Below are 12,909 nucleotides of genomic sequence, written 5' to 3' on the forward strand. Positions count from 1 at the left end.
CGACACCGGTAGACTCGGCACCCGTGACGCTCCATCTGTACGACACCGCCGCCCGCTCCCTGAGGGAGTTCACCCCCGTCCGGGAAGGGCACGCGTCCGTCTACCTCTGTGGAGCCACCCCCCAGTCGGTCCCGCACATCGGCCACGTCCGCTCCGGCGTCGCGTTCGACATCCTGCGCCGCTGGCTGCTCGCCAACGGCTACGACGTGGCGTTCGTGCGCAACGTCACCGACATCGACGACAAGATCCTCACCAAGGCCGCCGAGAACGGGCGCCCGTGGTGGGAATGGGCGGCCACCCACGAGCGCGAGTTCACCCGCGCCTACGACGCGCTCGGCGTGCTGCCGCCGTCCACCGAGCCACGCGCGACCGGGCACGTGACCCAGATGATCGACTACATGGAGAGGCTCATCGAGCGGGGTTTCGCGTATCCGGCCGAGGGCAGCGTCTACTTCGACGTCGCCGCCTGGTCGGCCGCGCCCGAGGGCGACTACGGGCACCTGTCCGGACACCGACTCGACGAGGTCGACCAGGGCGAGTCCGCCGACCTGCGCGGTAAGCGCGACACGCGGGACTTCGCCCTCTGGAAGGCCGCCAAGCCCGGCGAGCCCGCCTGGCCCACCCCGTGGGGCGACGGTCGGCCCGGGTGGCACCTCGAGTGCTCGGCCATGGCCACCTGGTATCTCGGCCACACCTTCGACATCCACGGCGGCGGCCTCGACCTGCAGTTCCCGCACCACGAGAACGAGGCGGCCCAGTCCCATGCCGCCGGCGACGGGTTCGCCCGCTTCTGGCTGCACAACGGCTGGGTGACGATGGCCGGCGAGAAGATGAGCAAGTCACTGGGCAACGTGCTCAGCGTGCCCAACATCCTCACCGCCGTCCGCCCCGTGGAACTGCGCTACTACCTCGGAAGTGCGCATTACCGGTCGATGCTGGAATACTCTCCCGAGGCACTGCAGGAGGCGGCCGCGGCCTACCGCCGGATCGAGGCGCTCGTGCACCGGGTGAACGAGGCCATCGGGTCGGGAACGGCACCGGGGGGCGACGTCCCGGTCGGCGAGTGGACCGACGGGTTCGCCGCCGCGATGGACGACGATCTCGGGGTCCCCGCCGCGCTGGCGGAGATCCACGGCCGGGTCCGCGCCGGCAACACCGCGTTGTCGTCGGGGGATCTCGACGCGGCGCTCGCGGCGGCGTCGTCCGTCCGGGCGATGGCCGCGGTGCTGGGCGTCGACCCGCTGGACCCGCAGTGGACCTCCGCCGGGGGTGGGGAGGACGCGGCGTTGACAGCACTCGATCTCCTCGTGCGCGCAGAACTCGAGGCCCGCGCCGACGCGCGGGCGAACAAGGACTTCGCCACCGCCGACGCCATCCGTGACCGACTGGTCGCGGCGGGTATCGAGGTGGCCGACACCGCGGACGGCCAGAAGTGGTCGCTCGCCAACCGGAAGGACTGACATGGCGGGCAATTCGAGCCGGCGCGGAGCGATCCGCAAATCCGGCACCAAGAAGGGACAGGTCGTCGGCTCCGGCGGCCAGCGCCGTCGCGGGCTCGAGGCGCGCGGCGCCACCCCCAAGGCCGAGGACCGGACCTACCACCCGGCGCACCGCAAGGCCAAGGCCGCGTCGCGCAAGTCGGACGGTGCCCAGCAGCGCCGCCAGTACGCCCAGAAGAAGGCCGACGGGCCCGAACTCGTGGTGGGCCGCAACCCGGTCGTGGAGTGCCTGCGCGCCGGAGTCCCGGCGACGGCGTTGTTCGTGGCCGTGGGGGCCGACAACGACGAGCGGCTCACCGAGGCCGTGCGGTTCGCCGCCGACAAGGGGATCTCGATCCTCGAGGTGCCCCGCCACGATCTCGACCGGATGACCTCCAACGGCATGCACCAGGGGATCGGTCTCCAGGTGCCTCCCTACGAGTACGCCGACCCGGACGACCTCATCCAGAGCGCCATGCACTCCTCGAAGCCGGCCCTGCTGGTGGCGCTCGACAACATCACCGACACGCGCAACCTCGGCGCCGTCATCCGGTCGGTCGCGGCCTTCGGTGGGCACGGCGTGCTGATCCCCGAGCGGCGCAGCGCGTCCATCACCGCGGTGGCGTGGCGCACCTCGGCCGGCGCCGCGGCCCGCCTGCCCGTGGCCAAGGCGACCAACCTCAACCGGACGCTGCTCGACTGGGCCAAGGAGGGCGCGCAGCTCGTCGGCCTGGACGCCGGGGGCGACGTCTCGTTGGACGACTACGACGGCACCGGTCCCACGGTCATCGTCGTGGGTTCCGAGGGCAAGGGCCTGTCCCGCCTCGTCCGCGAGAACTGTGACTCGATCCTATCCATCCCGATCGCGTCCGAGGTCGAGAGCCTCAACGCCTCGGTGGCGGCGGGCGTGGTGCTCTCGGAGTTCGCGCGGCAGCGGCGCGTCAAGCGCTGACCCGCCGAGGCGGGAGCCCGGCCCGCCCGGCCCGCGGCATCCGCCCGGCCCGCCAGCGCGCTGGTCCGCGGCATCCGCTACCGCCTCTGGCGTCTCGCACACGCGCCTGAACGTTCGCTCGCCGGCATGGCGTCTGGCTTGCCCCGATGCGCGCGCGAGACGCCATGCCGACGAGCGGCTGTGGGCTGGCCGAGCAGGCGCGTGAGCGAGACGCCAGGCGCGGGAGCGGCTGTAGATGCGGGCGCAGGTCGGGCGCAGGGGCCGTCCCGCGGAGGGTGTCAGGCCCGCGGCCGGCGCGGGGAGCGGCACCGGTCGAACGCCGACCGGGCGTGCTCCCAGGACTCCACCCCGTAGTACAGGTGGCCGGCGATCATGTAGAGCGCGGCGAACCGCTGGTAGGTCCACGCCCGGTCGAGGAAGGTCTCGTCGGCCCGCCCGGTGTAGTGGGCCAGCACGTCCTCGACGAAGCGCGGGCCGTATTCGTACAGCTCGGCGAAGTCGACGGCCGGGTCGCCCAGGCACATGTCGGTGAAGTCGATGAGGCCGAGCCTGCCGGGTCCGCCGAGCCTGCCGGGCCCACTGACCCCACCGGCCCCGCCGAGCCCGCCGGCCGCTTGCCCGGCCGCCTGCCCGCGGTCCCAGTACAGGTGTCGGACGTAGACGTCGTTGTGCAGCAGCACCCGCGGTAGGAGGGTGGACTGCAGCGCCCCGACCTCGTCGCAGATCTCCCGGGCCGTGGCCATCTCGGCGTCGGTGAACACCGCCGGCAGGTTGTTGTCCACGATCCCGCGGACGAAGTCCAGGTTCTCCGGCTGGTAGGAGTGGGGCACCCGGTCGATCGGGGGCGCCGAGGTGTCCTGGATGTGCAGCGCGGCCAGCATCGCGCCGAGTTGGGCGGCGAGTGTCGTCCTCTCGGTGGCGGGCAGGCTGTCGAACAGCTCCGGGGTGAGGCGCTGCCCGCGCACCAGCGGGTACCCGGCGAAGCGGCCGTGCGCGGGTACGTGGGAGTAGTGGGGGAGCGCGGCGTCGACGCGTCCCGCCAGGTGATCGAGGACCGCGATCTCGGTCGGCAGCTGCGCGAGGGCCTGGTCGTCGGCGGGGAACCGGAACACCAGTTCGCGGTGGCCGTGCGCATCCGCCCCGGAGCACCCGCGGCAGATCATCACGACGTGGTCCCAGCCCTCTTCGATCCGCTCGGCGGAGTCCCAGGTCAGGGTGGGGTAGGCGGCGCGAATGGCCTCGAGTTCGGTGGCATCGTCGGGCGTTACGGCAGCACCGTCCGCCCCAGTACCGTCCGCCCCAGCACCGTCCGGCTCAGCACCGTCCGGCCCGGCGCCCCCGGTCATCGCCGCACCGCCGCGACACCGCGGCACGCGAGGTAGATGACGAACGAGATCGTGGTGACGAACACCGAGACCGGCACGCCCGGCGCGAGGGAGAGCAGCATCCCCCCGACGGCCGCGATCTCGGCGAACAGGATCGTCAGCCCGATCGCCCGCAACGGGCTGGAGGTGACAGCGGCTGCGGCGGCGGCGGGCGTGATGAGCAGGGACAGGACCAACAGTGCGCCGACGACCTGCACGGCCTGCGCGGCGGCCAGTCCCACGAGCACGGCGAAGACCATGTTGATGGCCCGCACCGGGACGCCCCGCGCCTCGGCGACCTCGGGGTCGGCCGACGAGAACACCAGTGGCCGGTACAGCACGATCAGCGCGCCGCAGATGATGGCCGCGACCACCGCCATCTGCACCAGCCCGTGCTCGGATACTCCCACGATCTGCCCGGTGAGCAGGGAGAAGCTCGTCCCCGAGCGGCCGGGGTAGAGATGGATGAACAGCACGGCCAGGCCGAGTCCGAACGCCAGCACGACGCCGATGGAACTGTCGCGCTGGGACGCCCGCGAGCCCATAAGGCCGAACATGAGGGCGGCGATCACCGACCCCACGATCGCACCGAGCCCCAGGTTGAGCCCGAACAACAGCGCGGCGGCGGCGCCGGTGAGGGCGAGCTCGCTGGCGCCGTGCACGGAGAACGACATCTGCCGCATCACGATGAACGGCCCGATCGCCCCGGAGAGCAGGCCGAGCAGCGCGATCGCGGCGAGGCCGAAGAGCACGAAGTCCTGCTCCAGCAGGTACGCGGTGGTCTCGGTGTCGGCGATGGACCCGAGGATCTCGAGCAGTCGGGCCATCAGTGCGCTCCGTGTCCGTGGTCGTGGCCGCCTGCGGCGTCGTCATCGTGGTGGTGGTGCCCGCTCGACCAGGGTTCTGCGACGAGGTGCTGGGTGTCGCCCACCACGACGATCTGTCCGCGCACGCGCAGGACCTCGACGGGGGAGGAGTACAGCTCGGACATGACCTCGGTGGTGAAGACCTCGTCCGGGGTGCCGATGCGGTGCCGGCCGTCGACCAGGTAGACGATCCGGTCGACCATCGGCAGCACCGGGTTGATCTCGTGGGTGACGAACACGACCGCGGTGTCGTGCTCGCGGCGTCGGTGGTCGAGTACGGAGGCGACGGTGCGTTGACCGGTGAGGTCGAGGCTGAGCAGCGGTTCGTCACAGAGCATGACGCACGGGTCGCACGCGATGGCCTGGGCGACCCGCACGCGTTGTTGCTCGCCGCCGGACATCCGGCCGAGTGGCTTGTCGGCGAGCTTTCCGGCCGCGAGCCTGGTGAGGGCGTCGTCGACGATGCGCCGCTTTCCGGCGCGCCGTGACGGCCAACCGGGGCCCCAGCGGGTGCCGTCGATCCCGAGGGACACGAGGTCGCGTCCGCGCAGGGTGATGCCGGGGTCGAAGGCGCGCTGTTGCGGTACGTAGCCGAGGTGGGTGCCGCGGTCGCCGGGGGCGCGACCGTCGACGAGGACGGTGCCGGAGTCGGGCCGGTGTTCGCCGAGCAGCACCTTGAGCAGGGTGGTCTTGCCGGCGCCGTTGGGTCCGAGGACGGCCACGAACTCGCCGGGGGCGATCGCCAGGTCGAGGTCGCGGATGAGGGTGCGGCCGCCGCGGGAGACCGTCACGCCCTGCAGCGCGACGACCGGTCCGGGGCCGGGGGCGCCGCGGGCGTGGCCCGACCCGGGTTCAGTGGCCACCGTCGCCCACCGGGGTCGCGTCGGCCAGTGCGCCGGAGAGGTCGTCGACGATCCCCGTCATCCAGCCGATGTAGTCGGCGCCCTCGGGGAGGGTCTCGGTGAGGTCGACGACGACGAGGTCGGCGTCCTCGGCCGCGTCGCGGACGCGGGCGGTCACGGAGGTCTCGGTCTGGGTGTTGAAGGCCAGGAACGCGACCCGTCTCTCGGCCAGCAGGTCGAGCATGGCGGCGAGGTCGGCGGCGGACGGGTCGGTGTCGTCCTCGACGGAGGCGAGGAACCCGCGCGGCGTCAGGTCGGTCAGATGCGCGGCCTCGAACAGGTGCGCGCCGACCCGCTCGGTCTGGGCGTAGGGGAAGTGGCCGCGGTCGTGGATCTCGTCGAGCTGCGCCTCGAGGGGGGTCAGGGCGTCGGCGAAGGCGCGGGCGTTGTCGCGGTATCGCTCGGCGTTGCCGGAGTCGATCGCGGCGAGTTCCTCGGCCACACGCTCGGCTACGGCGGCGGCGGTGGGCAGGCTGAACCACACGTGCTCGTTGCCGGCGGCCTCGTGGGCATGGTCCGCGTGGTCCTCCTCCGCGTGGTTCAGCCCGTCCACGGCCGCACCGGTGACCCGCTCGAACTCGTCGACCCCCCGTACGACAGGGACGTCCCCGGCGTTGTCCAGCGCCATGTCGACGAAGGCGTCGTAGCCGGCGCCGTTGTAGACGACCAGGTCGGCGCCCGCGACCGCGGCGGCATCCGCAGGGCTGGCCTCGTAGGAGTGCGGGTCGGCGGCCGGGTCGGAGATCACCGACTCCACCGAGGCGTTGTCGCCGGCGACCTGCTCGGCGATGTCCGCGTAGACGGTCGTCGAGGCGACCACGGTGGGCCCGTCGTCGCCCGTGCCGGCGTCGCCGTCGGTGCCGCAGGCGGTGAGCACGCCCCCGCCCAGGAGGGCGGCCGCGGCGAGGGCCAGCGCGCGGGGCGTGCGGGCGGGGGAGGTGCGGGCGGGTGAGGTGCGGGCGGGTGAGGAGGACGACATCACGTGGACCACTCTCGTAGTAATGGGAACCGTTGTCGTTAAGTGTAGATCCGCGACACGGCGAGTGTGTACATCCGGGGGTGTCAGCCCCGCAGATCGGCGAGGGTGTCGAGCAGCTCCACGACGGCGGGGATGTCCGCGACGCGGTGCGCGGCCGCCGTCTCGCCCTCGCCGACCTTGACGCCGACATCCTGCGGTCGCAGGCGCGCGAAGCCGCGCTCGTCGGTGACGTCGTCGCCGACGAACAGCGCCACCTCCGCTCCGGTCTGTTCGACCATCGTCTCGATGGCCGCGCCCTTGCTCGCCTCCCGCACGGCGATCTCCACGACGTTCTTGCCCTCGGTGACGAACACCCCGTCGAACGCGGCGGGCCCCGCCATCGCCTCGGACTGCGCGCGGTCGCGCTCGGCGGGGTCGGCCACCGGGCGGACGTGCAGGACGGCGGCCGTCGGCTTGGACTCGACGTGCGCCCCGGGGGTGCGGGAGACGATCTCCTCGAGGGCGGACCGCACCCGGGACAGCAGCGCCACCTCGTCGTCGTCGAGGGGGGAGTCGAAACCACCCTCCCACTCCGACCCGTGGCTGCCCACCAGGACCACCGGGGCGTCGGCGCCGCTCACCTCCGCCAGGGCCGCGCGGTTTCGGCCGGACAGCAGGGCGACGGTGGTCCGGGGCAGCCCCGCCAGTCTCGCCAGGGCGTCCGCGGCACCGGGGGCGGGCACGGCCTTCGTGGGGTCATCGACGAACGGGGCGAGCGTGCCGTCGTAGTCGCACGCCACCACGAGGGTGGGGGCGTCGGCGGCGCGGCGCAGCGCCTCGTCCAGGGTCTCGGCGGTGGTCATGGACGTCAGGATAAGCGCGCCGCCCGGACCCGGGCACCGCGAAAGCGCCCGGCGCGTCATGTGACGCGTGTTACGTTAAGGAGACTCAAAGGCTGAAGTCGGGCGTCGGAAGGACGCACCGGTGAGCGCAGAGGATCGGGCACCGGGTGCGCCCAGTGTCCGACCGCGACCGGAAGGTGAGAAGACCATGGCACCATCAGTGCTGAGGACATCCGTACGCCGTCGTCCGATGAGCGTGATCGCCGCCGCCGCGGTGATCGGCCTGGGGCTCACGGGCTGTACATCGACGAATTCCGACGACGACTCGAGCCTGCTGGAGACCCTGCAGGACCGCGGCAGCGTGACGGTCGGCTTCGCCGGCGAGGCGCCCTACTCGTTCCAGGAGAACGGCGAGCTCACCGGCGCCACGGTCGCCCTCCACCGCGAGATCTTCGGGAATCTGGGCATCGACACCGTCGAGGGCGTGAACGCGGACTTCGGTGCCCTCATCCCCGGTCTCCAGGCCAACCGCTTCGACGTGGTGAGCGCGGGCATGTCGATCCTCCCGGAGCGCTGCGAGCAGGCCGCGTTCAGCGAGCCCGAGTTCAACTACACCACCGCCCTCATGGTCGAGGAGGGCAACCCGATGAACCTCACGGACATGCAGTCCGTGGCCGAGAGCGGTGCGCGGCTCGCGACGATGACGGGGGCGATCGAGTCCGACTACGCCTCCGAGCTGGGTATCGAGAGCATGCAGGTCGCCACCCCCCAGGACGGGATGGACGCGGTCACCTCCGGGCGCGCCGACGTCTTCGCCCTGACCGGCATCTCGCTGAACTGGATGAAGAACAACAACCCCGACGCCCCCGTCGAGGTGACCGAGTCGTTCGTCGCGGAGATCAACGGCGAGCCGCAGGTCGGCGCGGGCGGTACCGTGTTCCGCACCGACGACCAGGAGCTCCTCGACGCCTACAACGAGGAACTGGCCAAGATCACCTCCGATCCGGAGAAGTACCTCTCCATCGTGGGTGAGTTCGGGTTCACCGAGGGGGAGCTCCCCGACCCCGCGCTGACGACCGCCGACCTCTGCGCCGGCGAGTGACGGTGCACGGAGTCCGGTGACGAACGACCGTGGAAAGTAACATCGAGGCCTTCCTGGAGGCGTGGCCCCGCTTCCAGGAAGGCATCGTCACCACCATCTATCTGACACTGGGCGGTGCGGCGCTGGGCTTCGCCATGGCGCTGGTCCTCGGCGTGGCGGCCGGGTCCCGCCTCATGGTGATCCGCGGGGTGTCGAGGACGATCGTCGAGTTCTTCCGGGGCACCTCGTTGCTGGTGCAACTGTTCTGGCTGTTCTTCGTGCTGCCGCTGCTCGGCTACGAACTCGATCCGCTCTTCTGCGGAATCCTGGCGCTGGGACTCAACTACGGCGCGTACGCCGCCGAGGTGGTCCGTGGTTCGCTGGCCGCCGTCCCGACCCCGCAGAAGGAGGCCGCGGTCGCCCTGAACTTCTCGCCCTGGCATCGCATGTCCAAGGTCGTCTTCCCGCAGGCGTGGGTGCAGATGATCCCGCCGCTGAACAATCTCCTGGTCCAGCTCCTCAAGGGGAGCGCGCTGGCCAGCTTCATCCTGCTGCAGGACCTGACCTTCCACATCGGGGAGCTGCGCCGCGTGACCGGCGATACGGTGTTCGCCTTCGGCGTCGGGCTGATCCTCTACTTCGTCATCGCGTACGTCCTCACCCTGTTCATGAATCTCCTCGAGGTCCGGGCGAAGTCCCGACTGGGGGCGGGGCCGTCGCTCCGTGAGGTGCTCAGTTTGCGACCCGAACGGGTCAACGAGGCAGTGGGGGTGGGCCGATGAGCGTCGACTGGAGCTGGGAACGCGCCATCGAGAGCATCCCGATCCTGCTGGAGGGGTTCCGGATCACTCTGCTGGCCACCGTCGTCGGCTTCCTCATCGCCGCGGTGCTGGGACTGGTCGTCGCGATGGTGCGTCGCGCCGCGCCCGCCGTGATCACCGTGCCCCTGCGCCTGGTCACCGAGTTCATCCGCCTGACCCCTCTCGTCGTCCAACTGTTGTTCGCGTACTTCCTGCTCCCGCAGTTCACCGCGCTGCAGATCGGCATCGCCGTGATCGGCGTGCACTACGCGACCTACATGGCGGAGGTGTACCGCGCGGGCATCGACGCGGTCCCGACCGGGCAGTGGGAGGCCGCCCGGGCGCTGTCACTCCCCACGGGGCGCACGTGGCGCGCCGTCGTCCTGCCCCAGGCGATCCGCAACACGGTCCCCGCGCTCGGCAACTACGCGATCTCCCTGTTCAAGGACACCCCGTTCCTGTTCGCGATCACGGTGGTGGAGATGGTGACCGCCGCGCAGCAGTACGGCGCCCGCAACTTCCAGTACCTCGAGCCCATCACCCTCGCCGGGGTGATCTTCCTGCTCGCGAGCTACCCGACCTCGATCCTCATCCGGAGACTGGAGAAGTCCCTTGTCTACTGACCCCAGCACGCCGACGCGGCCGAGCACGCCGACAGGCGGCGAGTCGCCGATGGTGGTGTTCGAGAAGGTGGTCAAGCAGTTCGGCGACCACGTGGTCCTGGACCACCTCGACTTCACCGTGCAGCGGGGCGAGCGGGTCGCGCTGATCGGCCCCAGCGGGTCGGGCAAGACGACGATCCTGCGCCTGCTGATGACCCTCGAGGAGGCGAACGACGGCGTGATCTGGGTGGAGGGCGAACCCCTGACCCACCAGTTCAAGGGCGACAAGCTGGTCAAGGCCTCCCAGAAGCACCTGCGCGCCGTCCGCTCGAAGATCGGGATGGTGTTCCAGCAGTTCAACCTGTTCCCCAACATGACGGTGCTCGAGAACATCACCGAGGCGCAGATCCACGTCCTGGGGCGGTCCAAGGGGGAGGCGGTGGAGCGGGCACGTGAGCTCCTCGACACCGTCGGTCTCGCGGACAAGGAGAACGCCCACCCGACCACGCTGTCGGGCGGGCAGCAGCAGCGGGTCGCCATCGCCCGGGCGCTGGCGATGGATCCCGACATCCTGCTCCTCGACGAGGTCACCTCGGCTCTCGATCCCGAGCTGGTCGCCGACGTGCTCGGGGTGCTGCGGATGATCGCCGAGTCCACCGACATCACGATGCTCATCGTGACCCACGAGATGGGGTTCGCCCGCGACGTGGCCGACCGCGTGCTGGTGTTCGATCAGGGCAAGATCGTGGAGGAGGGCACCCCCGAGGCCATCTTCACCGCTCCCAAGCAGGACCGGACACGCACGTTCCTCAAGGCCGTCCTCGAACGGTGACCCGCCCCGTGTGGCGTGACGCTTGACCGTGACCCGGCTGCCTGTAGGATTGTCGACAATCAGACGGTTCCATGGAAGGCGCGCCGATGACCCTGTCGCACACGGCCCTCGAACTGGCCGACGGCTACCGCCGGGGCGAACTCTCCCCGGTTGATGCCGCCGAGGAGGTGCTCACCGCGATCTATCGGGTCGACGGCGAGATCAACGCCTTCTGTCACGTCGACCGTGACGCGACGCTGACGGCCGCGCGGTCGTCCGAGGAGCGGTACCGCCGAGGTGAACCGCTCAGCCCGCTCGACGGCGTCCCCACCACGATCAAGGACATCTTCTACACCCGCGGCGTCCCGACGCTCCGGGGTTCCCGCCTCCTGGCCGACAAGCCCGGTGCGTCCGATCCCGCCTCGTGGCCCGACGACGCCCCCGTCACGTCGGCGGTCGGCGAGGCCGGGTGCGTGGTGATCGGCAAGACCACCACCCCGGAGTTCGCGTGGAAGGGGGTCACGGACAACACGCTCACCGGGATCACCCGTAATCCGCACGACCCGGGCCTCACCCCGGGCGGATCCAGCGGCGGGGCGGCGGCCGCGGTCGCCGCCGGGCTCGGCCAGCTCGCGCTGGGCACCGACGGTGGCGGGTCGGTGCGCATCCCCGCCGCGTTCTGCGGGATCGTGGCGCTCAAGCCCACCTACGGCGTAATCCCTATGTTCCCGTCCAGCCCGTTCGGCACGCTCGCGCACGCCGGGCCGATGACCCGCACGGTCGCCGACACGGCCGCGTTCATGGACACCCTGCTGCGTCCGGACCCCCGCGACTGGTCGGCGGTGCCGGCGCGCGCGACGACCCCCGGTCCGGGCGGGTACCTCGCTGCGGCCGTCGACGGCTCACGCGGGGACCGCCCACTCGAGGGGCTGCGCGTCGCGTACAGTCCCGACCTCGGTTTCGGTACCACCGACCCGGAGGTCGAGCGGGAGGTCGGACGCGCGGTCGCCGTGCTGGAATCGTTGGGGGCGCGGGTCGAGACGGTCGACCCCGGGATCACCGATCCGGTCGACGCGTTCCACGTCCTGTGGTTCGCCGGTCTCGCCGCGGTCCTCGCACCCCACGGGCCGGGCGCCGTCGACCACGTCGACCCGTCGATGCGCGAGGCGCTGGGGCGGTACCACGACTACTCCGCCGCCGACTATCTCGACGCCGTGGCGGTGCGGATGGCCCTGGGCGCGCGGATGGCCGACTTCCACCGGGCCCACGACATCCTCATCACGCCCACCACGCCGATCGCCGCCTTCGCCGTGGGATCGGACGTGCCGCCGGGCTGGGACAGTCCCGACTGGACGTCGTGGACGCCGTACACCTATCCGTTCAACATGACCCAGCAGCCGGCGCTGAGCGTCCCCTGCGGGACGACCGACGCGGGCCTCCCGGTGGGGCTGCAGGTGGTGGGTGCGCGGTTCGAGGACCGACTGGTGGTCCGGGTCGGTGCCGCACTCGAAGCCGCGCTCGGTCAGGTCGTGCCCACCCCGCGGGTCCACGCGGCGGGGCGTCCGGGGGACGGTCGGCCGTGATCGACTCGACCGCGGGACTGGAACCCGTCGTCCAGGAGTCGACGCCGTCCCTCATTGCACGCGCTCTCCGGAGGGGCATCGCGGACGGCTCCCTGGCCCCCGGGACGCAGCTCGGCGAGGCCGCTCTCGCACGCTCGCTCGGCGTGAGTCGCGGCCCGCTGCGCGAGGCGATGCAGCGGCTCACCCAGGAGGGGTTGCTCGTCTCGCACCGCAATCGCGGACTGTTCGTCGCCGACCTGACGCCCGACGCCGTCGAGGACATGTACCTGCTGCGGACGACCATCGAGACCGGCGCTCTGGAGCGGGTGCTCGAACTGGGTCTGGGGGAGGCCACGGCCGACGCCCTCGACGCGGCCGTCGACGCGATGGCGGCGCTGGCCGACGAACCCCGGTCCGCGGCCATGGTGGCGGCGGATCTGGACTTCCACCACGCGCTGGTGGAGGCCGCGCGGAGCCCGCGGTTGTCGCGGGTGCACGAGACCGTGGTGGTGGAGACGAGCATGTGCCTCCACGCGATGCGCAGCACCTATACCGACGCCGCGTCCAGGCTCGCGGAGCACCGGGCGATCGCGGACGCGGTGCGCTCCGGTGACCGGCTCCGGGCCCGGTCGTTGCTCGTCGACCACATGCGGGACGGGCTGGCCAGGGTCAGCGAGGGCGCGTAGCTCAG

General features: G+C 71.4%; 13 protein-coding genes. 8 read left to right on the top strand and 5 right to left on the bottom strand.

Features of this window, described 5'->3' with window-relative positions; all coding sequences use genetic code 11:
* The first annotated feature begins 23 nt into the window (after positions 1–23).
* Together cysS and rlmB are read left to right on the top strand one after the other, a co-directional pair.
* Positions 24–1,460, top strand: a complete 1,437-nt coding sequence (gene cysS, locus AYO52_RS00510; RefSeq protein ID WP_067711641.1) for a cysteine--tRNA ligase — start codon at positions 24–26, stop codon at positions 1,458–1,460.
* A 1-nt stretch (position 1,461) separates the two neighbouring features.
* The gene (gene rlmB / locus AYO52_RS00515; protein WP_067711644.1) at positions 1,462–2,430 is read left to right on the top strand and encodes a 23S rRNA (guanosine(2251)-2'-O)-methyltransferase RlmB; all 969 of its coding nucleotides are present in this window, start codon (positions 1,462–1,464) and stop codon (positions 2,428–2,430) included.
* A 278-nt stretch (positions 2,431–2,708) separates the two neighbouring features.
* On the opposite strand, the gene AYO52_RS00520 is transcribed toward rlmB, so the two are convergent.
* The 5 genes from AYO52_RS00520 to otsB form a co-directional block, all read right to left on the bottom strand.
* Positions 2,709–3,776, bottom strand: a complete 1,068-nt coding sequence (locus AYO52_RS00520) for an aminoglycoside phosphotransferase family protein (RefSeq protein ID WP_082923673.1) — start codon at positions 3,774–3,776, stop codon at positions 2,709–2,711.
* On the bottom strand, positions 3,773–4,621 hold the full coding sequence (locus AYO52_RS00525) for a metal ABC transporter permease (RefSeq protein WP_067711648.1): 849 nt from the start codon (positions 4,619–4,621) through the stop codon (positions 3,773–3,775). Before AYO52_RS00525 ends, AYO52_RS00520 begins: the two co-directional genes overlap by 4 nt.
* Complete coding sequence (locus AYO52_RS00530; protein ID WP_067711651.1) at positions 4,621–5,523, bottom strand: metal ABC transporter ATP-binding protein; 903 nt, start codon at positions 5,521–5,523, stop codon at positions 4,621–4,623. Before AYO52_RS00530 ends, AYO52_RS00525 begins: the two co-directional genes overlap by 1 nt.
* On the bottom strand, positions 5,513–6,541 hold the full coding sequence (locus tag AYO52_RS00535; protein WP_082923674.1) for a metal ABC transporter solute-binding protein, Zn/Mn family: 1,029 nt from the start codon (positions 6,539–6,541) through the stop codon (positions 5,513–5,515). The genes AYO52_RS00530 and AYO52_RS00535 overlap by 11 nt, the downstream gene beginning before the upstream one ends.
* A gap of 83 nt (positions 6,542–6,624) precedes the next feature.
* Positions 6,625–7,383 carry a trehalose-phosphatase gene (gene otsB, locus AYO52_RS00540; RefSeq protein ID WP_067711654.1) on the bottom strand — a complete coding sequence of 253 codons (759 nt, stop codon included), beginning with the start codon at positions 7,381–7,383 and terminating at the stop codon, positions 6,625–6,627.
* 229 nt (positions 7,384–7,612) lie between these two features.
* Here otsB and ehuB point away from each other — a divergent pair, with 229 nt between their 5' ends.
* From ehuB to AYO52_RS00570, 6 genes are all read left to right on the top strand, one after another.
* Positions 7,613–8,464: an ectoine/hydroxyectoine ABC transporter substrate-binding protein EhuB gene (ehuB, locus tag AYO52_RS00545; protein ID WP_200841581.1), complete on the top strand. Its 852-nt coding sequence runs from the start codon at positions 7,613–7,615 to the stop codon at positions 8,462–8,464.
* A 29-nt stretch (positions 8,465–8,493) separates the two neighbouring features.
* Complete coding sequence (gene ehuC / locus AYO52_RS00550; protein ID WP_067711660.1) at positions 8,494–9,225, top strand: ectoine/hydroxyectoine ABC transporter permease subunit EhuC; 732 nt, start codon at positions 8,494–8,496, stop codon at positions 9,223–9,225.
* Positions 9,222–9,866 (top strand): ectoine/hydroxyectoine ABC transporter permease subunit EhuD, encoded by a 645-nt coding sequence (gene ehuD / locus AYO52_RS00555; RefSeq protein ID WP_067711663.1) that lies wholly within the window; start codon positions 9,222–9,224, stop codon positions 9,864–9,866. The genes ehuC and ehuD overlap by 4 nt, the downstream gene beginning before the upstream one ends.
* Before the next feature lie 49 nt (positions 9,867–9,915).
* Complete coding sequence (gene ehuA, locus AYO52_RS00560) at positions 9,916–10,677, top strand: ectoine/hydroxyectoine ABC transporter ATP-binding protein EhuA (RefSeq protein ID WP_067711666.1); 762 nt, start codon at positions 9,916–9,918, stop codon at positions 10,675–10,677.
* A gap of 86 nt (positions 10,678–10,763) precedes the next feature.
* The gene (locus AYO52_RS00565) at positions 10,764–12,239 is read left to right on the top strand and encodes an amidase (RefSeq protein WP_067711669.1); all 1,476 of its coding nucleotides are present in this window, start codon (positions 10,764–10,766) and stop codon (positions 12,237–12,239) included.
* The gene (locus tag AYO52_RS00570; RefSeq protein ID WP_067711672.1) at positions 12,236–12,904 is read left to right on the top strand and encodes a GntR family transcriptional regulator; all 669 of its coding nucleotides are present in this window, start codon (positions 12,236–12,238) and stop codon (positions 12,902–12,904) included. The genes AYO52_RS00565 and AYO52_RS00570 overlap by 4 nt, the downstream gene beginning before the upstream one ends.
* Positions 12,905–12,909 lie beyond the last annotated feature (5 nt).

Origin of the sequence: Dietzia sp. 111N12-1, from assembly GCF_001658045.1 — a bacterium.
Classification (GTDB): domain Bacteria; phylum Actinomycetota; class Actinomycetes; order Mycobacteriales; family Mycobacteriaceae; genus Dietzia; species Dietzia kunjamensis.